Annotated in this window: 21 protein-coding genes; 10 read left to right on the top strand and 11 right to left on the bottom strand. The window is 66.1% G+C overall.

The window, feature by feature from the left end; all coding sequences use genetic code 11:
- Positions 1–1,018: 1,018 nt before the first annotated feature.
- The 4 genes from HD597_RS03000 to HD597_RS02985 all read right to left on the bottom strand — a co-directional run bounded on the left by HD597_RS03000 (position 1,019) and on the right by HD597_RS02985 (position 3,021).
- Positions 1,019–1,327, bottom strand: a complete 309-nt coding sequence (locus HD597_RS03000; protein ID WP_253740146.1) for a hypothetical protein — start codon at positions 1,325–1,327, stop codon at positions 1,019–1,021.
- Positions 1,328–1,420: 93 nt separating this feature from the next.
- Positions 1,421–1,615 carry a TetR/AcrR family transcriptional regulator gene (locus HD597_RS02995; protein ID WP_253740145.1) on the bottom strand — a complete coding sequence of 65 codons (195 nt, stop codon included), beginning with the start codon at positions 1,613–1,615 and terminating at the stop codon, positions 1,421–1,423.
- Positions 1,616–1,620: 5 nt separating this feature from the next.
- The gene (locus tag HD597_RS02990; protein WP_253740144.1) at positions 1,621–1,779 is read right to left on the bottom strand and encodes a hypothetical protein; all 159 of its coding nucleotides are present in this window, start codon (positions 1,777–1,779) and stop codon (positions 1,621–1,623) included.
- 456 nt (positions 1,780–2,235) lie between these two features.
- Complete coding sequence (locus HD597_RS02985; protein ID WP_253740143.1) at positions 2,236–3,021, bottom strand: DeoR/GlpR family DNA-binding transcription regulator; 786 nt, start codon at positions 3,019–3,021, stop codon at positions 2,236–2,238.
- An 82-nt stretch (positions 3,022–3,103) separates the two neighbouring features.
- Between HD597_RS02985 and HD597_RS02980 the strand changes: the two genes are divergently transcribed.
- Positions 3,104–5,053 carry a DUF5107 domain-containing protein gene (locus HD597_RS02980; RefSeq protein WP_253740142.1) on the top strand — a complete coding sequence of 650 codons (1,950 nt, stop codon included), beginning with the start codon at positions 3,104–3,106 and terminating at the stop codon, positions 5,051–5,053.
- Here HD597_RS02980 and HD597_RS02975 read toward each other — a convergent pair whose 3' ends face one another.
- Genes HD597_RS02975 through HD597_RS02945 form a run of 7 tightly spaced genes read right to left on the bottom strand, consistent with a single transcriptional unit; the run spans position 5,054 to position 14,021 of the window.
- Positions 5,054–6,916 carry a DUF5107 domain-containing protein gene (locus tag HD597_RS02975; protein WP_253740141.1) on the bottom strand — a complete coding sequence of 621 codons (1,863 nt, stop codon included), beginning with the start codon at positions 6,914–6,916 and terminating at the stop codon, positions 5,054–5,056.
- Positions 6,913–8,100: a mandelate racemase/muconate lactonizing enzyme family protein gene (locus HD597_RS02970; RefSeq protein ID WP_253740140.1), complete on the bottom strand. Its 1,188-nt coding sequence runs from the start codon at positions 8,098–8,100 to the stop codon at positions 6,913–6,915. Before HD597_RS02970 ends, HD597_RS02975 begins: the two co-directional genes overlap by 4 nt.
- Complete coding sequence (locus tag HD597_RS02965) at positions 8,087–8,809, bottom strand: PIG-L deacetylase family protein (RefSeq protein ID WP_253740139.1); 723 nt, start codon at positions 8,807–8,809, stop codon at positions 8,087–8,089. The genes HD597_RS02970 and HD597_RS02965 overlap by 14 nt, the downstream gene beginning before the upstream one ends.
- A complete protein-coding gene (locus HD597_RS02960) occupies positions 8,806–9,549 on the bottom strand; it encodes an SDR family NAD(P)-dependent oxidoreductase (protein WP_253740138.1) in 744 nt (247 codons plus the stop codon). The genes HD597_RS02965 and HD597_RS02960 overlap by 4 nt, the downstream gene beginning before the upstream one ends.
- A complete protein-coding gene (locus tag HD597_RS02955) occupies positions 9,542–10,441 on the bottom strand; it encodes a dihydrodipicolinate synthase family protein (protein WP_253740137.1) in 900 nt (299 codons plus the stop codon). The genes HD597_RS02960 and HD597_RS02955 overlap by 8 nt, the downstream gene beginning before the upstream one ends.
- Entirely contained in the window at positions 10,438–11,301 is an 864-nt protein-coding gene (locus HD597_RS02950; RefSeq protein WP_253740136.1) for an amidohydrolase family protein, read from the bottom strand. Before HD597_RS02950 ends, HD597_RS02955 begins: the two co-directional genes overlap by 4 nt.
- The gene (locus HD597_RS02945) at positions 11,298–14,021 is read right to left on the bottom strand and encodes a DUF4082 domain-containing protein (RefSeq protein ID WP_253740135.1); all 2,724 of its coding nucleotides are present in this window, start codon (positions 14,019–14,021) and stop codon (positions 11,298–11,300) included. Before HD597_RS02945 ends, HD597_RS02950 begins: the two co-directional genes overlap by 4 nt.
- A 211-nt stretch (positions 14,022–14,232) precedes the next feature.
- On the opposite strand from HD597_RS02945, the gene HD597_RS02940 reads away from it, so the two are divergent.
- The 9 genes from HD597_RS02940 to HD597_RS02900 all read left to right on the top strand — a co-directional run bounded on the left by HD597_RS02940 (position 14,233) and on the right by HD597_RS02900 (position 23,038).
- Positions 14,233–15,501 (top strand): ABC transporter substrate-binding protein, encoded by a 1,269-nt coding sequence (locus HD597_RS02940; protein WP_253740134.1) that lies wholly within the window; start codon positions 14,233–14,235, stop codon positions 15,499–15,501.
- Positions 15,501–16,424, top strand: coding sequence for a carbohydrate ABC transporter permease (locus tag HD597_RS02935; RefSeq protein ID WP_253740133.1), 924 nt, complete (start codon positions 15,501–15,503; stop codon positions 16,422–16,424). The genes HD597_RS02940 and HD597_RS02935 overlap by 1 nt, the downstream gene beginning before the upstream one ends.
- A gap of 95 nt (positions 16,425–16,519) precedes the next feature.
- Positions 16,520–17,287: a carbohydrate ABC transporter permease gene (locus HD597_RS02930; protein WP_253740132.1), complete on the top strand. Its 768-nt coding sequence runs from the start codon at positions 16,520–16,522 to the stop codon at positions 17,285–17,287.
- A 347-nt stretch (positions 17,288–17,634) separates the two neighbouring features.
- Positions 17,635–18,045: a hypothetical protein gene (locus HD597_RS67215; protein ID WP_253740131.1), complete on the top strand. Its 411-nt coding sequence runs from the start codon at positions 17,635–17,637 to the stop codon at positions 18,043–18,045.
- Positions 18,042–19,100: an IS3 family transposase gene (locus tag HD597_RS02920; RefSeq protein WP_253740130.1), complete on the top strand. Its 1,059-nt coding sequence runs from the start codon at positions 18,042–18,044 to the stop codon at positions 19,098–19,100. Before HD597_RS67215 ends, HD597_RS02920 begins: the two co-directional genes overlap by 4 nt.
- 24 nt (positions 19,101–19,124) lie before the next feature.
- Positions 19,125–19,265, top strand: coding sequence for a hypothetical protein (locus HD597_RS02915; protein ID WP_253740129.1), 141 nt, complete (start codon positions 19,125–19,127; stop codon positions 19,263–19,265).
- 30 nt (positions 19,266–19,295) lie between these two features.
- The gene (locus HD597_RS02910; protein WP_253740128.1) at positions 19,296–19,658 is read left to right on the top strand and encodes a transposase; all 363 of its coding nucleotides are present in this window, start codon (positions 19,296–19,298) and stop codon (positions 19,656–19,658) included.
- A 2-nt stretch (positions 19,659–19,660) separates the two neighbouring features.
- Complete coding sequence (locus tag HD597_RS02905; RefSeq protein ID WP_253740127.1) at positions 19,661–20,578, top strand: IS3 family transposase; 918 nt, start codon at positions 19,661–19,663, stop codon at positions 20,576–20,578.
- An 846-nt stretch (positions 20,579–21,424) separates the two neighbouring features.
- Positions 21,425–23,038 carry a Tn3 family transposase gene (locus HD597_RS02900; protein ID WP_253740126.1) on the top strand — a complete coding sequence of 538 codons (1,614 nt, stop codon included), beginning with the start codon at positions 21,425–21,427 and terminating at the stop codon, positions 23,036–23,038.
- Positions 23,039–23,168: the final 130 nt, after the last annotated feature.

Raw genomic sequence — 23,168 nt, 5'->3', positions numbered from 1 at the left:
GGGGTCGTCGGTGCAGCAAGCACAGCTCTTCACGCCGCAACGCGGCGTCGTAGGCCAAGGCAGCATCACGCGGTTGCGGATCAGTTCATCGGACGCGACCGTGAGAACGCTCCTCCACTGCTGCTCGGTCGGAATCCACGACAGCTTCTTCACCCTGGGCACCAGACCACGCTGATGCCCGCCCTGAGACCCGCCCCAGCGCCGACCTGGCGTATAACGCCCTCGGCCGACCGGATTGGAATCCCCGCAGCCCTTCCTCCACGAGGTGGTCGTAGAACGGCCTGACCGGCACGATCCGCTGCTGGATGGTGGCCTTCGACAAGCCAGAGTCCGAATTGAGCGCGACGACATTGGCGCCCGACGGCTCCGACGCTCGGTCAGGTCCCGCACGAAGACGCCGAAATGCGGCCGGCCGGCCGTCACCGGATCGACGTCCTCGCGCTCGCACACCTGCAAGTATTCGGCCAACCCGCGCATAGGCATCGATCGTGCGCGGCGCTCTCCCCAGATCCACCCAGATACGCAGCCACTCGGCCGCCCGCGCATGCTGGCCCAGCACCGGCCACTTCTCCTCCAGCACCGCCGTGTCGCTCAAGCCATCTTCCCAGTTCCGTGGTCAGGACCGAGGAGACATGATCACCCCTACGGCCAGATGCCACGTAACTTCTAAGGCCCTCAAGCGCCGAATGTTCGGCCGGGCGAATCTTGATCTCCTCCGCAAGAGGATCCTGCTTGCATAGCTCACCCAGAGTGGCCACATCACGATCTTTGTGCCAGAGCCACTTGCCACGTCCGCTGGCAGCTGCAGCAGACAGCTACGGCGGTCCTCGCGACCTGCCATCTACGCCGAGTCCCGGTGGTCGGCGAGTGTGATGTCACGGTGGTAGGCAAAACCGTCCACGTAAGGGTGTAGAGCATGGTGTCGTCGGCTTTCACTCGCGACCCGACGCGGTATCAGACCGGCGACGATCGCCGTGACCGGGTCGTTGACCTGCTCCATTGGGGGTGGCCGACACACTCAGGCATGGGCGCGGATGGCACCGTAGAACGCGTCGGTGAGGTGGCGCAGCGCCTCCTCCTGGGACAGGCCTGAGTCGATGAGGTCGAGGACCTCCCGGGGGTCGAACAGCGCGTTGTACAGGAAGAGGGTCTCGTCGAAGCGGTCGTCGGGGACGCCGAGCTCATGCATGAGGCTGCGGATGGGGCGCTCCCAGGCGTCGCGGACCGTTGCGATGACCCGGTCCCCTTCGCGTAGCCGCCTGAGGAAGCCCCGCCGGGAGTGCAACTGGACCATGGCGTCCCCGTAGAGCGCGGGAGCCTGCCCCACTCGCCCACCACGTCCTCGAACAAGGCGGCCCCGGTCTTGGGCTATCGTGGCTGTAGCCGCGCAGGAGCTTGATCACCTGGTGGAGGTAGGTGTTCAGCACTCCTCCAGGGTGGGGAAGTAGCGATAGGCGGTGGCCACCGACAGCCCGGTCTGCTCGGCGATGACGGGCATGGTGGCCTCGGCCGGTCGGGTCCGCAGAATCTTGCCGGTCGCTTCCAGCAGCCTCTGTCTGTTTCGTACGGCATCGCGACGGGGTCTGTTCTGGCCGCCGCCACGCTCGTTGGTCATGGTGGTCAGCGTGTCTCCCGTAGTCGCAGCACAATAGTCTCGATCCGATCCAAACCTGCCGCGAGCGTACCGAGATCGGCGACGAAGGACAGCCGTATGAGGCCTTCGCCGCTCGGGCCGTATTCGCTGCCGGACCGTACGGCCACGCCGCCGTCGAGCAGCATCCTGGTGATTTCCGTGGACGGGAGGTCCAGGCCGTATCGGGCGAAGCATTGAAGGCTTCCTCGGGTTTGTCGCGTTGACCGAGCTGTTCATGGTCCGGTGGACCTCCCGGACGGCTCGGCGATCTTCGGCTGGGCAGGTCGCATGATGTTCACCTCGCGGCACTTTCACGTCAGCTCATGGCGCCAACCTAACGATCTTGGCCGTCGAACATCTACGTTTGGCAGGAATAAGGGTGGAGCGAAGCTGTATCCGGTAGATAGCTTTGATAGAAGTCTGACTGGCCAAAGGGATATATCGTGATTTGCGTGCTCCAAGCCGAAAGCGACCGATGTTCATGACGGTGGCTCCGTAAGTCGAAGTGGCTCCGATCCGACATGCGCAGAGTGTTATTGCCATGAAAGCAGTGCAGTGTTCCAGCGGATATCGAGGTGGGGACGAAGCCAGCGTGAGGTAGATCAGGCTTGGAGAACCTTCACTCCCGCGTCGGTCAGCATGGTCACCGCGTCGGTGGGTGAAGTGTTGTCGGTGACGAGGATGTCCACCTTTTGCATCAGGCAGATACGGGAGAAAGCCCGCCGCCCTAGCTTGGAGCCATCGGCAACGACGATGACCTGGTCGGCGTGAGCGGCGATGAGTCGGCTGATGCTGGCCTCTTCGTCACTCTTGGCGCTGATGCCGTGCTTAATGTCGACGGCGTCGACGCCGATGATCGCCACATCGAGCGCGATGGACGCCAACATCGCCTGGGCGACCGAGCCAAGGAGTTGATACGACTTGGGCGGGGCTGCGCCTCCGGTGACGACCACGCTAATGTGCGGCCTGACCACCAGTTCGCTGGCGATGTTGAGGGCATTGGTGACGACAGTGATGGCGGGGCTCGGCTGTTCCTCGTTGAGGTCCACGCGGGTCGCCAGCGCGCGGGCCACCTCGGTCGTAGTTGTGCCGCCGTTCATGCCTACCGTGGACCCCGCGGGGACGAGCGCGGCGGCCGCCGCTCCGATGCGCTGCTTCTCCGGAGCTTGCCGGGCGGTCTTGTACCTTAGGGGTAGCTCATAGGCGACACTGTGAGCGGTGGCTCCGCCTCTGGTCCTGATGAGCAGTTGTTGGCTGGCCAGTTCGTCGAAGTCGCGTCGCATGGTGGCGTCGGACACTCCGAGCAGCGCGGCGGTGTCCTCTATGTTGAGCTGTCCCTGCTCCGCGAGCAGCTCCAGAAGCCTGTTCCACCGATCATGGCGATTCACTGGCACTCCCTGCTGGGCAATAAGATGTCGCTATCATGCCCCGTTGTTGCATGTATGTGGCAACCGCTTCCATCATGGGCCTGTGACCCATCTGGAACTGGCCCAGCGCACCCTCTCAGTTGCTCCACTTGGGCCGGACAACCCGCTGCCGCCACTGCGTGAGATGCACTACTTCATGCCGAGCGTGCAAGATGCGGAGATTGCCGCGGGGCTCGGCTACACGTTCGGGGGTTCGCTCCTCCCGTACACCATGCAGGACGGCTACAGCAGGGACAGAGTCGAACGGCCGGTGCGCACAGCGGTCTTGAGCAACGGGATCCTGCGGGCGGAATTCCTGCTGGAATACGGTGGGAGACTGTGGTCTCTGACCCACCTGCCGACAGGACGCGAGCTCCTGCACCGCAACGCCATCATGCAGCCCGCCAACTTGGGGCTCCGGAACGCCTGGTTCGCCGGCGGAGTCGAGTGGAACATCGGTACGTTCGGCCACACGCCGCTGACTTGTTCACCACTCCATGCCATTCGCGTCGAGCAGCCGGACGGGACGCCGGTTCTCCGGCTGTACGAGTTGGAGCGTATGCGCCGGCTCGTCTTCCAGGTGGACGCCTACCTGCCGGAGGGATCAGCCGTCCTCTTCGTCCACGTTCGGATACGCAATCCCAACGACCACGAGGTTCCCCTGTTCTGGTGGACCGACATCGCAGTGCCTGAGACGCCTGGCACCAGGGTGATCGCCCCCGCAGTCACCGCGCATCGAATGGCCGGTGGCGTGCTTCGTCAGGTGACGATTCCTGAGCACGATGGGGAGGACAGCAGCTACCCCGGCAGGTGCGAGGGTGCCACCGATTTGTTCTACGACATCCCCGATGGTGTACGGCCGTGGATCGCGGCCGTCGATGCCGAGGGCGCGGGCCTTCTCCACACCACGACACAAGGGCGGGTCAGAGGACGGAAGCAGTTCCGATGGGGCAATGGCGTCGGAGGGTGCAACTGGCAGCAGTGGCTGTCCGGCCCTGGCTCAGCCTATCTGGAGATTCAGGTGGGCCTGACCCGTACCCAATTGGAGCACGTCCCCTTTCCCGGCGGGGCTTCGTGGTCGTGGATGGAGGCGTACGGCGCCGGGGAGCTACCGGTGGTCGAAGTGCACTCGTCCGAGTGGTCACGAGCATGCGCGGCGGCCGCTGTCGCCGTTGACGAACTCATCCCCGCAGGGGTTCTGGACGCCGAGCTCACTAAGGCGGCCGCGTGGGCCGATGCCCCCCCGGCCAAGACGCTGCAGCGCGGCTCCGGCTGGGGCGCGCTGGAAGGCCTCGACCTGCCTGGCACGCCGTTCGGCCAGGACACAATCGGTCGCGACCAGAACTCCTGGCGGATGCTGGTGGAAACGGGCACCATGCCCACGCCCTCGAGCAGCCTGCCGCCGTCGTCCTACGCGGTTGGCCCCCGCTGGCTCACGCTGCTCGAACAAGCAAACCCCTCATGGTTCACGCTGCTGCACTTGGGGGTGGCCCGCTGGCACTCTGGAGATCGGGAGGGGGCGAAAGTAGCATGGGTCAGGTCGCTGGCTGCCGACCGCAATGCGTGGGCGCTGCGCAATCTGGCGATGGCCGAGGCCCTCGACGGAGACTTGGCGCGCGCAGCCGAGGGCATGCTGCAGGCGCACCGGCTGGCTCCTGGTCTCCGACCGCTGACCATCGAGACGCTGACGGTATTGGTCGAGGCCGGCAGACCGGGCGACGCTCTCGCGGTCGTCAACGGACTGGACGCGGCGGACTACGCGCACGGCCGCGTCCGATACCTGGAGTGCGTGGCGGCGCTGGCTTTCGGGGACCTGCGGCGGGCCGAGCGACTTCTAACCGCGGGCATCGTGGTGGACGACCTGAAGGAAGGTGAAAGCCTGCCGCTCGACAGCTTGTGGTGGGCGTACCACGAACGGCGCATCGCGGCCGGACAGGGTGTGTTGACCGGCGCCGACCGGATCAGCATTCGTCGTGACAACCCCCTGCCCTGCCTCTACGACTTCCGCATGTGATCAGCGCATGCGGAAGTCATACCGCGGAGGAATCGGCCGGTCTCGGCCATGCACAGCCTGCCAGAGCTCGCTCAGGTCGTCCTCGCCTTCCCCCAAATCAGGCACCTGAAGCTCATCATCGAGCAGCCTCTTCGCGCGGGCCAGATCGCCTGCGGCGAGTGCGGCACGGCACTCCAGCAGCGTCACGCGGCTGTCGTGCCCGTCCAGCGAGTCGATGACGTCGAGCGCGGTCGCTGGGCGGTTGGCGGCCAGCAGCGCCTCCAGCGTCTCCACGGTGAGTTGCCGCAGCCGCGGAAGCATCGCCTGTGCCTGGAGGAGGAGGTTGGCTCGCTCGTCCGGCTCCTCCAGCCATGCCAGGTTGCGCAGGGCCCAGGGGGTGCTCCGCAGGCTGAGCGAGGTCGTCCAGGCCTCGCGCGCGCCATCGGTGTCGCCATCGGCCATGCGCAGTAGGCCCAGGTGGAGGAGAGCATGCCAATCGGGCACGTGCTGTTCGAGGAGCCGGCGCCACGGCTGTCCGATCACCGGGAGGGCTGGCGGGTCAGTGGCGGGAAGCTCGCCGCTCTTGAGGAGATGCAACCACGGCTCCTGGTCCGGCCCAGGCTGGCCAAACGGCACGGCGGGAAGGTCCGGCAGGACGTCGGCCGCCCTCTCCAGCGCTCCCCAGCCGGAGCCGGTGTGCAGTTGTTCTATCGGTGGAAAGTCGTGCCACAGCCTGGCCGCCGCCAGTTCATCCTCGAGAAGCCCTGGCGGGATCAGATCCTTCACCGCGTCGCCTGCGGCGGCTGTGGCGTCGGCCCACGCACCGTGCACCGCCACAGGGTCGGCCTCCGCCATGCCGAACGCTTCCAGCCAGGACCAGTTCGTGGCCGCGGAGATGGGCAAGTGCTCGAGTTGGGTGCGAGCCAGACCGCCTTGGATCTCCAGGTAGAGGTTGTCGGGTCCGCTGAGCCACTCCTGCCAGTGGCGGCCGCCGGGGCCCGTCCCCCAGCAGAACAGCTTGCGCCCGCGCAGGCGGGCGGTGGATGCGTGGGCGATGCCGCGGCCGTCGCCGTCCAGGGCCGCGATCCACGGAGGCTGCCCGGCGTCCAGCTCGAAGAAGTGGTCACTCGCGCTTTGCTGGCGTGCCGGATATCCGGCGTCTGGCAAGAGGCGTATCCGCCGCAGTTTGGCTCCGTATCCATACTGGTAGGCATGCTCGGCGGGAGTGAGAACCCGGGTGTCGGGAGTTTCTGGCACGGCGAGGTTCGACCACCAGTAGACCGGTACCTCATGGCCGTGCGGATTGTGCAGCTTGATGTGCACGAACAACACCGGCGATCCACTCGGCAGGTAGGCGTCGATCTGCACCACCAGCCTGCGCATCCGCTCGAACTCGTACAGACGCAGCACGGGCGTGCCGACCGGCCGCTCCGCGCGAGCGGCGTGCAGCGGGCTGCTCGTCAGCCCCCAATGGCCGGTGGTGCCGAGGTTCCACTCGACGCCGCCGGCGAACCAAGCGTCTCGGAGGGCCAGATTGGCGTGCTGCAAGAGGGGGTTGCGATGGAGGAGATCGCGCCCTGTTGGCTTGTGCGTCAGCGACCAGAGCCGACCGCCGTGCTCGGGCAGGAAGGTCGCGCACAGCGTCTCGTTCTCCAGCACGATCGCCACATGGTCCCGGTCAGCACGGTTGCGTCCGTAGCCCTCCTGCCTGGTGTACGGCAGCAGCGTCGGCGGGCTGCCGTACTCCATACCCGCCCTCATCTCCTGGTCGGCGTCGAGGACCTGGACGTTCGGCCGGCAACTAGACAAGATCGGTAGGCTGCTCGCCCGCGGTGGTTCGCCTGTGGGGATCGACAGGCCGGTCACGTACAAGGTGCTGGTCATAGTGATCCCATGCAGTCGACTCTGCGTGCGCGGACAAACCCCAGGTCCACCTCGACGCCCAGCCCGCTGCCGTTGGGGACGGCAAGGGTGCCGTCATCGGCCAGCGCCAGCCGTTGGGTCGTCACACCCTGGCTGAGGACGCTCTGCGCGACGTTGAACTCCACCCAAGTCGCGCGCCTGAGGGTGGCCAGGTAGTGCAGGCTGTAGGCGTGCAAGAGGTCGGTCAACCACGAATGGGTGACGACACGACGCCTCATCGCCTCGGCGTCCGACGCCAGAAATCGGGCGACGGTGAGGCCGCCGCAACGTGACAGATCCGGTTGGAGGACGTCGACGCCGCCCTCATGGATGAGGCGGTGGAAGTCCCAGCGCGTGGCGTGCTGCTCGCCGGCCGCGAAGCGGAGCGTGGGAAACTCCGCCTTGAAGGCGGCGTAGTCTGCCGGAGTCTCGGGATGGACGAAGTCCTCCACCCATTCGAGCTCCAACTCGGTCAGCAGGTGCAGCATCGCCCGGGTCTCCGGCACGCTGCGGACTCTGGGGGTGCCTGCATCCTCTACATACCACCCCGGGTCGATCATCAGCGCCCGATCATCGCCCAGCGCGGTGGCGATGGCGGCCAGGTTCTCCCTGTCCCTGCCAGGATCCAGGCCGAAGTTTCCCCAGCCGAACTTCACCCCGCGAAAGCCTCGCTCGGCATAGCGGACCGCGGCCGCGTGGTTGGCTTCCGGGGTCGGGCGGAAGAGCGTAGAGGCGTAGGCGGGCAGCCGGTCGCGGCGCCGGGTCCCGAGCGTCTCCGCCAGGCTCCGGCCTTCAGCCTGCGCACGGATGGACCACAGACAGTTGTCGATGGCCGACATGCAATGCATGGCCACCCCGCGGCGGCCGTAGTAGGAACTGGCCACGTACAGCTCCGCCCACACAGACTCCGGGTCGAGAGGGTCCTTGCCGATCAGCTGCTCGGCGAGCGTGCGGAAGCCCAGCGCCCCCATGCCGCGCCCGGACAGGATACGAACGGCGGCGGGCCCGAACGTCTCAACGTCCGCCCACCCCTGCAGCCCTTCGTCGGTACGCACCTGGACGAGCATCAGCCAATCACCCTGGTCGGTCACTTCGGCGGCGCCACCGTGAGAGCCGTACATCTCGTCCCCGCGTAGTAGATACGGGATGACCTCAGTGATCTTCATGCAGATCCCCCGGCAGGTCCGAAGGCCAGGGGATGCGCCGCTCGGCCAGGCAAGCGCGGAACGCCTCGGCATAGTCGACCATCAAGCGGGCACCCTGGCGGCGGTCCTCGGCGGCCAGCTCATCGGCGTAGTCGTGGCCACGCATCCTGCGCATCACGTCCATCTGACTGTGGTGCCTCCTGATCAACTCGGACTTGGTGGCGTGGTGGACGGGCGAGAGCCTGACGAAATGGGTCGCCTCGAAGCCGTAGCCGTCTCCGGGATGGGTGTAAAAGATCCGCGGTGCGCGCGGCAGCGGGGAAACATGCGGTTCGACGGACGCGATGGCGGCGAACAGGGCCGCGTCGGTCACCGCCTTCGCGGTGACGACATGGTCGTCGTTGTAGTCGGCTGTCCAATGCGTGAAAATCAGTTCCGCGCGCATACGGCGCAGCGTGCGGATCAGATCGCGGCGCAGCGAGGCGTTGTCCTCGGCGAAGCCGTCTTCGCGGCCCAGGCACACGTACTCGGCCGCGAAGGCGTCGGCGACGGCCAGCATCTCTCGTTCGCGCACCCGCACGGCGTCGGCCAGCGGATCGAAGGGCAGGCCCTTGTCTCCCCGCGTGATGCACACGAAGACGATCCGGCACCCGGCGTCCCGGAGTCGCAGGAGCGTGCCCAGGCAGCGCATCTCGTCGTCCTGGTGGGCGAAGACGCATACGACGTTCATGGCAGCCGTGCCATCGATACCGACAGGGCACCGTCAACGGTAAGGGTGCTGCCGGAAATGTAGGCGGCAGCGTCGGACGACAGGAATCCCACCGCGTCGGCGACCTCCTCTGGGGTGCCGAACCGCCTGAAGGGCAGACCGGCGGCCGCCTGATCGAGCCGCTCCTCGCCGTACAGCACGACCTCGCCCCCGGTCCTGATCCAGCCAGGAGCTACGGCGTTGACCCGCACCCCGTCGCCTGCCCATTCGTGTGCGAGGGTCTTGACCACCTGCCCCAGCGCCGCATGGGCCGCGTTGTATCCGAGTACGCCAGGGAAGGGAAGCCTGGCGTGGAGCGATCCGATCACCGTCAGTGCCGCTCCCCTGGCCAGGCAGCCGGTCACCTTGAGCTGCTGGAACAGCGCGAACGCCGCCACCGGCCCCACGGTCAGGCTTTGCCGCAGGCTGCTGAGCGCCAGTTCGTCGGCTGAGCGATGATCTTCGTGGGCTACCGCGTGTACGACGGCGACAGCCCGGCCGAGCAGAGCGGTGGACCGCGCGATCGCCGTCCCGAAGTGAGCGTCGGTGGCGTCGGCGACCAGCATGCGCCCCTGCCGGCCGAGGGCGGAGACCGTGGCGGCGACTCGCTCTTCGTCACGGTCAACGCACAGCACGACATCCGCGACGCGTCTCAGGAGACGGGCGCAAGCGGCGCCGATGTTGCCTCCCGCACCGGTCACCACGGCGAGACGATCACTCATCGGCCACCGCCGCGCGCAAGAGGTCCAGGAGAACTTCGACCTCCGCGGCCGTCTGGGCGTCGACGAAGTGGCCGACTGGCCCTCGCATGGCTGCGGATGCCAGTACACCCTGCTTGACCAGCAGATGCTTCTCGATGGCTACAAACCCGTCCAGGCTGGTCTGCAGCGACACCATGAGGGCCAGGGGACCGGCGATCCGGTACGCGCGCGGGTAGTCGCCGGCACAGAGCGCCCGCCACATTGCGGACAGCGCCCAGACCAGGTCAGCGGCGGGCATGGTGCCGACGGCGCCCCGCCGGAAGCTGTCGACCAGGTAGAGCCCGCCTGTACCTTCGAAGATCATGGCCTGTCCCCCGGTCTGCTCGCGCAGCATGGTCAGGCGAGGGCCTACAGGATGGGCTTCCGGCTTGAACAGCACCCGATCGCCGAGTTCGGCGTGCAGGCGTGCTTGCAGTGTGATCGGCAGGTTCGCACCGACGTAACCGCTGGCATCCTGCACGATGAGCGGAACGGACACCGCGTCGGCGATGCTCATGAAATAGCCGAAGAGCTGCTCTTCATCCGCTTGGTGCAGGGCCGGTGGCGTGGCCATCACCGCGGTGGCGCCGACCTTCTCGGCGTGCCTGGCGTGCCGTATCGCTACCCGAGTGGACTCCGCACCGACGCTGACCACCGATACGCCGCGGCCGGCGGCCAGCTCGCAGGTCAGTCCGGCGAGCGCGTCGCGTTCCTCAGAGGACAGCCTCAGCACCTCGCTGACCATGGCGAGGACCACGCCGTCCGCGCCATTGGCGAAGAGCCAGTCGAACTGTCTCGCCAGCGCGGTCCGGTCGATCTGGTCGTCCGGTCCGAATGGGGTCTGAAAGACGGGGAGAACACCTGCGATGGTCATGCGCCTCCTTTGCCGGGGATGCCGAGCAGGGACAGTGAATCTCGGCTGCTGATCGCGTCAATGTCGTCATCGGTGATCGGTGCGATGCCGAGAGAACGGCACTGCGCGGACGCCTTCTGAAGACCTCGCAGGGTGCGCTCCACGGTAGAGAAGGGGTAGTCCGAGCCGAACAGCACCCTGTCGAGGACCCGGTACTCGTACGCAGACGCCATCGCCATCGCCAGTTGCCAGGGACGTGTGTCCAGCGCGGAGGTGTCGAGATAGAAATGCTCGTGCCGGCGGACGACGGTGACGGCCTCGGTTGTCCAGGGATGACCGAAGTGCGCGATCCACATGCGCAGTGAGGGAAAGCGGCGTGCCGGGAGATCGAGCTGCAGTGGCCGGGAGTACTCGGCCATAGCGGCCCTGGTGAAGGTGGTGCCCTGGTGCCAGATCACGGGGATCCGGTGGTGGTCGGCGACCTCCAGCAGGTCCAGGCACTGCGAGGAGTGCGGATGGAAATGCTGGTAGGTGGGACCCAGTTTCAGGCCCCGTAAACCGTGCTCCTCGATGGCCCTGTCCAGTAGTGCGGGCGCGTGGGGACGGGTCGGGTTCACGCTGGCGAAGCCGACGAGCCTGGGGTTGCCGGTCACGGCGCGGGCCACGTAGTCGTTGGGAACGACCACGCCCACAGGTTCGGCGTCGAACGCCAGCACGATCGAGGTCCTCGCCGCGCCCGAGGCCTGCGCGTGGTCCTCCGGCGTGACATCCCACTGCGCCTCACCCCACGCGCGGACTTCGTCCTCGGCAAGGGGCGCCCGTACATGCGTGTGGAGCTCCCCGAGGTGGGTGTGGACGTCGACAGCGACACTCGCGGTCACGCGACTGAGAAAACGGCGTCGACGAAGTAGTTGCGTGCCTGATAGGACCGCGTGGGGAACACGCCCGCGCCGAGCGCGAACACCCCGTTTCCTCCGGACTCGGTCGAGGACAGGGCACGCAGCGCCCCGTTGACGCGGGCGTTGGTCAGCCCGCCGTCGATGGCGCTGTACGCGCCGGTCGGCGAGCTGTAGGAGACGATGTAGGTGGTGTTCGGCTGAATTTGAACGGGGTCGGTGAAGCGGACCGTCTGCCATCCGCCGGCTGACTCGCCTGTGAAGGTGGCCGAGGCCAGCCTCGTTCCGGTCCCGGTCCACAGCGAGCCGATGTGAGTGCCGGTGTTGTGCGTGCCCTTCCAGAACCGTACGCCCCGCACGCGGCCTGCCGTTGTCGCCTGGAACTTGACGCCGATCTCCAATGCCTGCGTCTCCCTGGCGCCCCAGGCGGGAGCGTCCTTGAGATCCCAGATCGAGTACTCGTCCGGATCGAACAGTACGTCAGCCCAGTAATTCATGGACCTGAAGGTGCTGGAGGGAAAGACGCCGACGCCGGTGGCGAAGACCCCGTTGCCGCCCCCGGCCGGGCCGCTCAAGGCGTGCAGGACACCGTTGTCCACTCCCGATGAGGCGAAGAAGCCGTCGTTGTAGCCGTAGACTCCGCCCGGCGAGCTGTAGGAGACGACATAGGTGGTGTTGGCCTGAAGACGTACGGGGGTGGGGAAGCGGACCTCCTGCCAGCCGGCCGCTGTCTCTTCGGTGAAGGTGGCCCGGGCCAGTCTGGTTCCCGTGGCCGTCCACACCGAGCCGACGTGGCTGCTGTAGTCGCCTGGGGCCTTGTAGAAGCGGACGCCGCGTGCTTGGCCCGCGACATCGGTGCGGAACTTCACTCCCAGCTCGAGCGGCGTGCCGTCCACGGCCTTCTCCACCGCGGGCCCCTCTGGATCCGGCCAGATTGAACGGGGGTAGGCGGTTGTCGGCGCCTTCGCGGAGCGAAAAGACCACTGGTGTGCGGGAGAGATGCTGTGGCCGGCGTAGTCACGGGCTGTGAGGGATGCCGTGTAGAGGGTGTCCCAATCCCACGGCCGATTCGGCTTGAACGTCGCGCTCTTGGTAGCCGCGTCGTAGGTGAGGCTGCCGGGAACGGCGCCCGCCGAGCTGGAGACCGTCAACTGGATGGTGCCGGGATCGACCGAGTCGTAGAAGCGCACCACCAGGACCCGGTGGGGCCAGAGGCTGGTGGTGCCGTCGATCGGCGATATGGTGTGGCGCATCACCGGGAAGCCGGGAGGCCGCCCCACTGTGGTGATCAGCGGAGAGAAGCCCGTGTAGTCCGCGGCGGGCTTGGGAGAGCCCCAGAGGACCTGCGCGAGCGAGCGGAGCGGCGCCATCAGCTTGTCGGACTGGAATTCCTCGGTCTCGGTGTCCGGCAGCGTCCACAAGTGCAGCTTCGCACCCAGCAGCCGGGGGTTCTCATCGGGAATCACCACTGGCGTGCCGTGGAACAGCCCGACGCGGAATTCGTTATAGATCTTGGCCGGATCGGGGTGCCTGGTGCCGGGATCGTAGTAGAGGAAGTCCTGGTTGGAGTTGGCGACGCTGTAGCCCTCGTTGATGAAGTCCTGCGGGGTCTTGCGGCCGGGCCACTGGACCCAGTGTTCGATGACGACGTTCTTGCTAATCTGTACGGCCCCATTGGGGTAGATGCCGTCGTTCCAGACCCGCATCGTCTTTCCGCCTGCGCGGACCACCTCGTTGAGTTGGTTGATGAAGCCATGATGCACATCCTGGGGAATGGCATCCGGCCCGTGCTCTTGCTTGGCGTAGTTGGCGAGCTGCGGATAGTCGGAGTAGTTGGCGCCGAGGAGATACTCATCGGAGCCGAGATGCCAGTGCGGGGTGTCGAACTGATTGAGGAGCGGCTTGACCAGGTCTTGGGCGAATGTATAGGCCTCCGGATTGCTCAGATCCAGGCTCTGGGGCCGGGCACGCAACTGGAGGTCAGGCCTGTTGTACAGCAGTCGCCCCATGTGGTCGGGCATGTTGAGCTGAGGGACCACCGCGATGTTGTACCGTGCGGCATACTTCGCAATGTCCGTCATTTCCCTCAGAGGCGTGCTGTCGTAGCCGACGTAGATCCACAGCAGGTTCATCTTCAGGTAGGACAGCTCTTGGATTTGGCCCCGCCACCAGGTCATGGAGAAGTGCTTCGGGACGTTCGCGACCAGCAGGCCGCGCTCCGGATATCGCGGCCAGTCGCGTGCGAGGCCGCCGGGCAGGCTCCTGGCCTGACGTAACCACTGAACGAGTGTGCGAGTGCCGAAGAACACGCCGGACGGCGTGCCTCGCACTTCGATCCAGGGGCCGACGCTCAGTTCGTAGCCCTCCTTCCCGACGTTGGGCACGTCGGTGGGCTTCAGACTGATGTCGCCTGCCGCCGGTTGTACCTGTGCGACGACCGGAACCGACTGCCCGGTCACGAGCTTGAGATCTTCCGCCAGGACCTCCGCCGCGGTGCGCACCGTGTCCGAGGACACAACGATGCGTGTCGTCGCAGAGAAGCTGAACGTGCCCGATCCGGCAGTCCACGACCGGATGGCAGGGATGACGGCCGGCAGCCCGGCCGCGGCCGCTGCGGAGGCCGTGCCGCCGTGCCAGATCGCGGAAGCCCCCGCGACCGTGCCTCCGGCGATGGCGAGGAAGCGCCTGCGAGGGATGTTTGACATGCCGAACTCCTAGGTAAAGCTCGATTGGCATCACTGTGCAAGAAGATGCTATATAAGTCAATCTTTCGTGCAAGAATCCACACATAATGACATCCAGGCGGGCGCGCATGCTGGGCAAGAGAGCTTGACCTAGCCACCGCCGAGGCTCAATCATGCTCCAAGAAGGCAAGAAATCCGGAAGTTCCTTGCATCTTCTGACATCGAGGTGTACATGAAGCGCAAATTAGCGGCAGCCGCTGCAGCCACTCTCCTGGCGACGACTGCTTGTGGCGGGAACTCCGCGGGCAAGGACGAAGAGAGCCTGACGTACTGGTCCATGTGGGAAGAGAACGAACCCCAGGCCCAAGTGCTCAAGTCCGCCTTCGCCGGATTCGCCAAAGCGACCGGGATCAAGGTGAACGCGCAGTGGCAGGGGCGCGAGGTGCAGCAGAAGCTTGTGCCGGTCCTCCGTTCGGGAGACGTTCCCGACCTCGTCGACCAGGATGGCAACAAGTCCTGGGCGCCGTTCGCCGACGCCGGTCAGGCCCGGGACCTCTCAGCCGTCTACGCCGCCCAGGTCCCCGGAGAAGGGAGGACGGTCTCCGAGGTCGGTGCCAGGAAATACCAGGATCTGGTGAAGGGGAAGAACGGCAAGCCGTACATGGTCCCCTATGAGGTGATCGCGGTCGGGCTCTTCTACGACGGTGCCACGCACACAGAGCCGCCGCCGGCCACTTGGGACGACTTCGTCGCCCAGCTCGACAAGCTCAAGGCGGCTGGACGGCAGCCCCTGGCCGTGGACGGTGACATCGGCGGCTACACGGCCATGTGGCTGGTGGAACTGATCACGCGCGAGATGGGCGATGGCACACTGCTCCGGATGGCCCAGGACAAGACGGGTGCGTCGTGGCATGACCCCAAGGTGCTGTCAGCGCTGAAGAAGGCGGAGAGCCTCGCCAAAGGTGGCTACTTCCTCGACGGTTCCTTCGGCAGCAAGTTCCCGGCCATGCAGGAGAAGTGGGCCAGCGGCGCATCCGACTTCCTCCTGATGGGCACCTGGGTCTCCAGCGAGACCAAGAAATCGGTCAAGCCCGGCTTCGTCTACCGATCCTTCCCGTTCCCCGGCATCAGCGGCACGCGATCGGTGCGGACGTCGCTCATCGGCTTCGGGATCCCCGAGCGCGCCGCCCACGCCGAGGCTGCCGAGAAGTTCATCGCCTATTTCATGAAGAAAGATGTCTTGTCCGGCATCGCGACCACTGCGCTCAACATCACTCCCCGGCCAGATATCCCAGCGCCGGAGCCGGTCGCCGATCTGGCCGAGGCACTGGCTGACGCGCCCACCGTCCCCTACTTCGACGGTGCGGACGTCCTACCGAACTATCCCGTCGAGGTCTTCACCCCACTGGCCACCGAGTTGCTCAGCGGCAAGGCCAGCGCCGAGGAGTTCGTCCAGAAGATCAAGGACGCGCAGGTCCAGTATTGGAAGAAGCAGGGCTGATGGCCGCGCTGACCGTGCGCCGCTCCAGTACGACTCGGCCGCTCGACTTGCAGCGGCGCCGGCTCACCTGGCTCTTCGTCACGCCGGCGCTGCTGCTGTACGCGGTGTTCCTGCTCGTGCCCACCATTGCTTCCCTCTGGATCAGCCTGCATGCCTGGGACGGGCTGAGCGAGATGACCTTCAAAGGGCTCGGCAACTACCTCCTCCTCTTGGAGGACCGCGTCTTCCTGACGTCCAGCGCCAACACACTGATCCTGCTTCTGGGCGGCGGCCTTCTTGTCTTCGTGCTCAGCTTCGCCCTCACCATGGTCTTGCGCGACATGGCGGGCCGCCGGTTCGCCCGTGCGGTCCTCTTCTTTCCCAACATCGTCGCCCCTGTGGTGCTGTCAGTGCTGTGGGGCTTCTTGTTCCAGACCGATGGGCTACTGAATGCGGCGCTGCGGGGAGCAGGTGTCGACCACCCGCCGAACTGGCTGGGAGATCACCTGTTCCTCCTCATCTTCGCCGGACTGGTGTGGGTCAACACCGGTTTCTACGTGACGATCCTCATGGCCGGTGTCGATCGCATCCCGCGATACTTCTACGAGGACTGTGCGCTGAACGGTGCCACCGCCCTGGAGCGCCTCCGCCATGTCACCATCCCACTGACCTGGGATGTCATCGCGACATCCGCGGTCATCTGGACGGTGGGCTCGCTGAAGATATTCGAATTCATCTATGCCTTCGGTGGCACCACGAACGACCTGCCGCCCACGGCGGTGTGGAACTCCGCCCTGTTCATCTACGGTCAGACGTTCGGTGGACGGGTCCCGCAATACGCGTTCGGCTACGCTGCGGCCTCCTCGGTCGTCACACTGCTTTTCATCGCCGTCTTTGTGGCCCTGCTCCGGCGCTTGACCCGCCGCGATCGCGTCCAGTTCTAAGGAAACCCATGTCTCTGTCTCACAGGAACAGGACACTCCGAGACCTGGGTCCGCGTCTCTACCCCGGTCTTGTCTGGCTTGCCGTCGCCTTCAACATGTTCGTGCTGGCTTGGATGGCCGGCACGTCATTGCGCGGACACCGGGACATCTTCGCCTCACCGTGGGGGCTGCCGTACTCCCCGATGTGGGAGAACTTCGCCGAAGCCTGGACGAACGCCAATTTCGGGCCTGCAGCCCTCAACACGTTCGTCCTTGTCGCGGCGGCGAGCGTCTTCATCGTCCTGTTGTCGGCGCCAGCTTCCTTCGTCCTGGGCAGGAACCGGGGACGACTGTCCTCGTCACTGACCCTTCTGTTCGCCCTCGGCATCGGCATCCCTACACAGGTGATCATCATCCCACTCTTCGTGCTGATGGAGAGCCTGGCTCTGGTGAACAGCCTGTTCGGTCTCTTCCTGCTCTACGTGGCCGTCTCCCTTCCCTTCACGGTGTTCCTGCTGACGGGGTTCTTCTCATCCTTGCCCGACGAGATCGAGGAAGCCGCCGCCATCGACGGGGCAAGCATGCCCCGCTCCTTCTGGTCGATCATGTTGCCGCTGGCGCGCCCGGGTTTGATCACCGCGCTCATCCTCAACGCCATTACGCTCTGGAACGAGACCTTTCTCGCGCTGATCTTCCTGCAGAGCGCCGACAAACAAACCCTGCCCTTGGCGCTCCTCGGCTTCCTGGCCAAGCAGCAATATTCGGGCGCCGACTATGGCGGCCTGTTCGCGGGTGTGGTCATCCTCGTGGCGCCCACGCTGTTGCTGTACGTGTGGCTAAGCCGCCGCATCATCGAAGGCCTCACCCTAGGAGCGGGCAAATGAGTCACAGACGCGATGGCGCCTCGTCACCGGGGTATCACTCCGGGTGTGGAAATGATCACCAAACGCAAGTCCGCAACGATCATTCACCGTCTCGGGGGAGAACACGATCATGTCCACGAGACGGGGAAGAACCGCGCTGGCCGAGGTGAGGCAAGGCGAGCACGATAATGCATCGGCGCTACTGGGGGCGCCGCTCATGGCGAGAAATCCCGCCCATCGTGACGGTGAGACACCGTTGCGGGACCTGCTCGGCGATCAGGTGCTGGATCCCCTCCCTGCCAAAATGGACAGATGTAGCAAACAGGCATGAAACTCTGTGCTGAGGGTGGGGAAGGAGACATCCCTTCGTGGGAGCAAGCAAGCCGGATCCGGAGATCCCTGACCCTCAGGTACGCGAACGAGGGCGTCCGCGTAGCTACTCCGCCGCCTACAAGGCCCGGATTCTGGAGGAGTACGACCAGCTCGACAAGGCCGGCAAGGGTGCGTTGCAGCGCAGGGAGGGCCTGTATTCGTCGCTGATCTCCAGCTGGCGCACAGCACGAGACCACGGCGCTGAGCAGGCGCTGGCCCGGCCGGTCGGCCGGCCGAAGGCCGACCCGCGGGACAAGCAGATCGAGAGTCTGCAGGCGGAGATCGAGCGGCTGCGCGCCGAGCTCGGCAAGACCCGCCAGGTGATCGAGGTGCAGGGAAAGCTCTTCGCGCTGCTGGATCAGCTCGCCACCAGCAGCGAGACCTCGACGCCTCAGGGCGAGCAGTGAACCAGTTCCTCCAACTTGCCCAGGACGAGGCGATTAAGCACCTCACCCCGCTGCTTGGGCGGCGCAAGGCGTGCCAGGCCGCCGGGGTTTCGCAGGCCACCTGGTACCGCAGCAACCGCCAAAGCCCGGCCCCGGTCCGCCCGGCCAGAGCGCGTAAGCCGCACCCGGCCGCACTGTCGCACGCCGAACGCGAGCGCGTTCGCGCCGTGCTGAATGAGCGGTTCGCCGACGCCGCCCCGGCCACGGCCTACTTCGCCTTGCTGGATGAGGGCACTTATCTGGCGTCGGTTTCCACGATGTACCGGATCCTGCGCGAGCACGGCGAGGTCGGCCGGGATCGGCGCCGGCAGGCCACTCACCCGCCCCGGACGGTGCCGGAGCTGGTCGCCGACGCCCCGAACCGCGTCTGGGCGTGGGACATCACCAAACTGCGCGGTCCGGGCAAAGGCGTCTGGTACTCGCTCTATACGATCATCGACCTGTTCAGCCGGTACATCGTCGGCTGGATGGTCGCCTCCCGCGAGTCCGCCGATCTGGCCAAGATGCTCATCGCCCAGACCGCCCGCAAGCACGGCATCGATCCCGGCACGCTCACCTTGCACGCCGATCGCGGCTCTTCGATGACCTCCAAGACCGTCGCCGAGCTGCTGATCGACCTGGGCGTGGCCAAGTCCCACTCCCGCCCGAAAACCAGCAACGACAACCCGCACGTGGAAGCGAGCTTCAAGACGCTGAAGTACTGCCCCGCCTTCCCCGCCATCTTCGGCTCCATCGAGCACGCCCGCGTCTTCTGCCAGGGCTTTTACGCCTGGTACAACCATGAGCACTACCACTCAGGGATCGGCTACCACCATCCGGTGGACGTGCACTACGGCCGCGCCGCCGCCATCCGCGACCAGCGAGCCGCCGTCCTGACCGCCGCTCAGAACACTCACCCCGAGCGGTTCGCCAGCGGCGGCACCCCCATCCCGCCTCACCTGCCCGGCCCGGCGTGGATCAACAAGCCCACCAACACCGCCAAAGCGGTCACCACAGAGAACTCGACACAGAATTAATCCAGCTCAGCTGCCTTGATCAAATTGACAGGTTCCGATCTGCTGCTGGAGCGGTCATGTGACAGTGCGGGCGGGCTGCGGCTGACGGGTGAGGACTCGATGCTCGGAGAGCTGGTCAAGGCGGTGCTGGAACGCGCGCTGGAGGCCGTGGCCTTCCCCTCGTAGCGTGGAGACCGAACCGGGAGAGGTTTGGTCGTGGCAGCAGTCACGCGGCGGCGCTTTGATCCGGAGTTCCGGGCGGGCGCGGTGCGTATCGTGAAGGAGACCGGCAAGCCCGTCGCGCAGGTGGCGCGGGATCTGGGGATCAGCCCGTACACGCTGCACAATTGGGTGCAGATGGATCGGCTGGACGAGCAGTACAACGGCAACGGGGGCAAGGCGCTGGAGGAGTCGGAGCAGGAGGAGCTGGCCCGGCTGCGGCGGGAGAAGGCCGCGCTGGTCAAGCAGCACGCCCAGGAGAAGGCTGCCTGGGAGAAAGAACGCGAGCAGCTGGAAGACGAGCGTGACGTGCTCAAGCGTTCGGTGGTCTTGTGGGTCAAAGAGGCGATGGGCCGATAAGCGTGGCGGCCTTCATCAGCTCCCAGAAGACCGAGCACGACGTCGACCACACCGTCTCCTGCCGGGCGCTGGGCGTCTCGCAGTCCTGGTACTACAAGTGGAAGAACCGCATCGGCCAGGAGACGCCGACCGCCCGGCAGCGCCGGCGAGCCGACCTGGATGCGGAGATCACCCGCTCGTTCGAGGCGTCCGGCGGCACCTACGGCTCGCCGCGCATCGCCCGTGACTTGCATGAGGCGGGCTGGCGGGTGTCGGAGAACACGGTCGCGGCGCGGATGGCCGAGCTCGGCCTGGTCGCCCGTGTGCGGCGCAAGCCGCGCTCGCTGACCCGCCAGGGCAAGCGGCCGGCCGCCCCGGATCTGGTGCGGCGGAAGTTCACCGCGGTCGCCGCGGACGTGCTGTGGTGCGGCGATGTGACGCAGATCGACACCGGCGAGGGCAAGCTGTATCTGGCCACGGTCGAGGACCTGTTCTCCCGCCGGCTGCTCGGCTACGCCATGTCCGGGCACCACGACGCCGCGCTGACCTGCGCCTCACTACAGATGGCGGTGGCCACCCGCGGCGGCGACGTGAACGGGGTGATCTTTCATTCGGATCGCGGGTCGGAATACACGGCTGCCCGCTACCAGGAGCTGTGCCGGCACCTGGGCGTGGTCCAGTCGATGGGCCGCGTGGGCTGCGCGCTCGACAACGCCGCCGCCGAGGCGTTCAACAGCACGCTCAAGGTCGAGTACGTGCACCGCCACCGGTTCCGCACTCGGGCCGAGGCCCGCCTGAAGATCGCCACCTGGATCGCCGACTTCTATAACACCACCCGGCGGCACAGCGCCAACGACGGCCTGCCGCCCATCACATTCGAACGTCACATGATCGAGAAGAGACAAGCCTCATCGGCCCTGCTGAGGACCGCTGTGGCATAGAACCGTCTCCACGGTTTCAGGGGATTGACAGCCGAGCTGTCGGCGCATCTGGGCCATGGCAAGCACGATCCGGCCGGCCACGGGAGCGGCAACACTCACCAGCAGCTCGCCCCACGACGGGCGCTCGCCCCGACCTGGGAGGAGCTGACTGACAAGGAGCGGGAGGGCTCCCCTTCCCGAGGCTCGGACGCCACTCCGCGTCCGGGCATCAGGCGAAATCCCGGGCACGCCTACCTCGCCACCCTCGGCCACTACGCCTCGGCGCAGACACAGCCGAACGCATCACTCGCGAAGACGAGCCGCCAACCGCCGCTGCCGACCGCAACGGGCCTATTTCGTTACCGGCAGGCCTTTCACTGTGGGATCAATCCGTTTACCAGGGGTTTCTTACGTCGTCAAGACAAACGCCAGGCTCGCGATCGTGCTGTGACCAGCAGCCCGCCGCCAGGGGATGAAAAGGCTTCGCTCTGTGGTGACTATGAGGCGCGAGCCTCTCGAATGCATGGAGTGTCATGCGGGCTGTTCGGAGACCTCGATGTTCCAGCTGACGGGTCGAAGGCCTGAGCGGGTGCGCGCACTCCGGCGGGAGCTCCAACAGCACTGAGCAGGCGTGCGCTCTCCACGGCGATCACTGCTGTTGTCCCGTATGTGTCGGGCCCTGCACGACGCCGCGGGCCTGGCGTCCATCCTCGCAGATCGCGTCGATGACGATGGTCCACCTCTCGGCGTTCCGGCTCTGCTCGTCGGGGCCTTCGGGGAGGGTGTCGATGATCTCGGGGTAACCGGGGTGGAGAACAGCGTGCGCAATGCCTCCTCCACGACGCCCTGGACGCTTCGGATCCGTAGGTGACGGGGAACGGTGACGACTTCCTGAAGGGGGATCTCATCACTGCGGTCGCGTGGGACTCGCCGGGAAAGGTGATCGGGGCGGGCGCCGCGAAGGTGTCCGTCCGCCACTCGCCGTCCTCATCGATCGAGCAGGTCAAGGAAGAGTTCCACCAGGCTCGGGAGGACCTGGAGGAGACGCTCGCCAACGCCTCCCCGAACAACGTCGGAGCAGTCCGGCTGGACGAGGCCGGACGGCTGGTCATCCCGCCGCTGTCCGCCGAGAAAATCCCGGCCGTGGCCAAGGAGCTAAGGGAGGAGCTGTCGGGGATGCTGCCGTTCGTACCGATCGCTTCCCTGCTGATCGAGCTGGAGGCCCGCACCAAGTTCCTGGACTGCTTCATCCACGCCGGCGGCCGCAAGTCGAAACTGTCGATGGAACAGAAACGCAACATCCTGGCCGTCCTGATCGCCGGGACCACCAACCTGGGTCTGACCCGCATGTCGGCGGCGTGCGGGGTGTCCTACGACACCCTGGCCTGGACGCAGGAGTGGTATGTGCGGGAGGAGACACTGCGCGAGGCGAACACGGTCCTGGTCAACCACCACTACAAGCTGGAGCTGGCCAAGAAGTTCGGCGGCGGCACCATGTCCTCCTCGGACGGGCAGCGCTTCCCCGTCCGCGGCAAGAGCTTGACGGCCCGGGACATGAACATCCACGGCGGCCGGGTCCTGCCGACCTACACCCATGTGTCCGACCAGTGGTCGACGTACGGCACGAAGCAGATCGTGCCGACCACCCGCGAGGGCCATTACACGTTGGACGAGCTGCTCGGCAACGCCACCGATCTGCCGATCCACGAGCACGCGACCGACACCCACGGCGCCACGCTGGTCAACTTCGGGTTGTTCGACCTGGTCGGGAAGGTCCTCACCCCCAGGATGCGCGATCTGGGCAGGATCACCATGCTGCGGCTGGACACCCCGGCGGCGACCAACGCGCTCTACCCGCACGCCGGGCCGCTGCTGGCCGACCGGTGGAACGAGGACCTGATCTGCGAGTGCTACCCCGACCTGCTGCGGATGGGCGGATCGCTGAAGTTCGGGGACGCCACCGCCTCGCTCATCGTCGGGAAGTGGTCAGCCGCCTCTCGGCAGAACACCCTGGCCGCGGCGTTGAAGGAGTGGGGGCGGATGCGCCGCACCATCCACGTAACCGCCCGCTACCTTTCGGATCCGGTCTATCGACGCAAGATCTCCCGGCAGCTCAACAAGGGCGAATCGCTGCACACCCTGCGCCGGGACTTGCACTACGCCCAGCAGGGCACCATCGTCCGGCCCCACTTGCAGGACCAGACCGAGCAGGCCTGGTGCCTCACGATCCTGACGAACGCGGTGATCACCTGGACGACCGAGTACTACGGCATGGCGATCAAGGAGCTGCGCGGCCAGGGCCGTGAGGTTCCCGACGAGTTGCTGTCGTTCATCGCCCCCGGCCACCGCGAGAACATCAACTTCTTCGGCTTCATCGAGGTCGACATCGAAGCCGAACTCGCCAAACTGGACGACGGCTGGCGACCGCTGCGGCCAACCCTGGTGAACGAGTCAGGGACCACCTTCCTGATCAACCCCTGATGCCCCGAACCCTGGAAGAACCATGATCGAGGCCGCCTCTCGGCGTGCGGGGCCGTATGAGCGGCTCACCCCGAAGATCGCCGCAGGTTCAGTCTCTGTTCTGGCCCTACGTCAAGCTCTACGGCCGGTC

The organism is Nonomuraea thailandensis (assembly GCF_024172165.1).
Classification (GTDB): domain Bacteria; phylum Actinomycetota; class Actinomycetes; order Streptosporangiales; family Streptosporangiaceae; genus Nonomuraea; species Nonomuraea thailandensis.
The sequence above is the reverse complement of the archived record's forward strand: the minus strand, read 5'-3'. Positions and strand labels throughout refer to the sequence as shown.

Coding starts and splice junctions, on each gene's coding strand:
- HD597_RS02975 (WP_253740141.1), bottom strand. CDS start 6,916: ATGACCAGCACCTTGTACGTGACCGGCCTGTCGATCCCCACAGGCGAA.
- HD597_RS02965 (WP_253740139.1), bottom strand. CDS start 8,809: ATGAACGTCGTATGCGTCTTCGCCCACCAGGACGACGAGATGCGCTGC.
- HD597_RS02955 (WP_253740137.1), bottom strand. CDS start 10,441: ATGACCATCGCAGGTGTTCTCCCCGTCTTTCAGACCCCATTCGGACCG.
- HD597_RS02930 (WP_253740132.1), top strand. CDS start 16,520: ATGTTCGTGCTGGCTTGGATGGCCGGCACGTCATTGCGCGGACACCGG.
- HD597_RS02940 (WP_253740134.1), top strand. CDS start 14,233: ATGAAGCGCAAATTAGCGGCAGCCGCTGCAGCCACTCTCCTGGCGACG.
- HD597_RS02995 (WP_253740145.1), bottom strand. CDS start 1,615: ATGACCAACGAGCGTGGCGGCGGCCAGAACAGACCCCGTCGCGATGCC.
- HD597_RS02945 (WP_253740135.1), bottom strand. CDS start 14,021: ATGTCAAACATCCCTCGCAGGCGCTTCCTCGCCATCGCCGGAGGCACG.
- HD597_RS02990 (WP_253740144.1), bottom strand. CDS start 1,779: ATGCTGCTCGACGGCGGCGTGGCCGTACGGTCCGGCAGCGAATACGGC.
- HD597_RS02970 (WP_253740140.1), bottom strand. CDS start 8,100: ATGAAGATCACTGAGGTCATCCCGTATCTACTACGCGGGGACGAGATG.
- HD597_RS02960 (WP_253740138.1), bottom strand. CDS start 9,549: ATGAGTGATCGTCTCGCCGTGGTGACCGGTGCGGGAGGCAACATCGGC.
- HD597_RS02935 (WP_253740133.1), top strand. CDS start 15,501: ATGGCCGCGCTGACCGTGCGCCGCTCCAGTACGACTCGGCCGCTCGAC.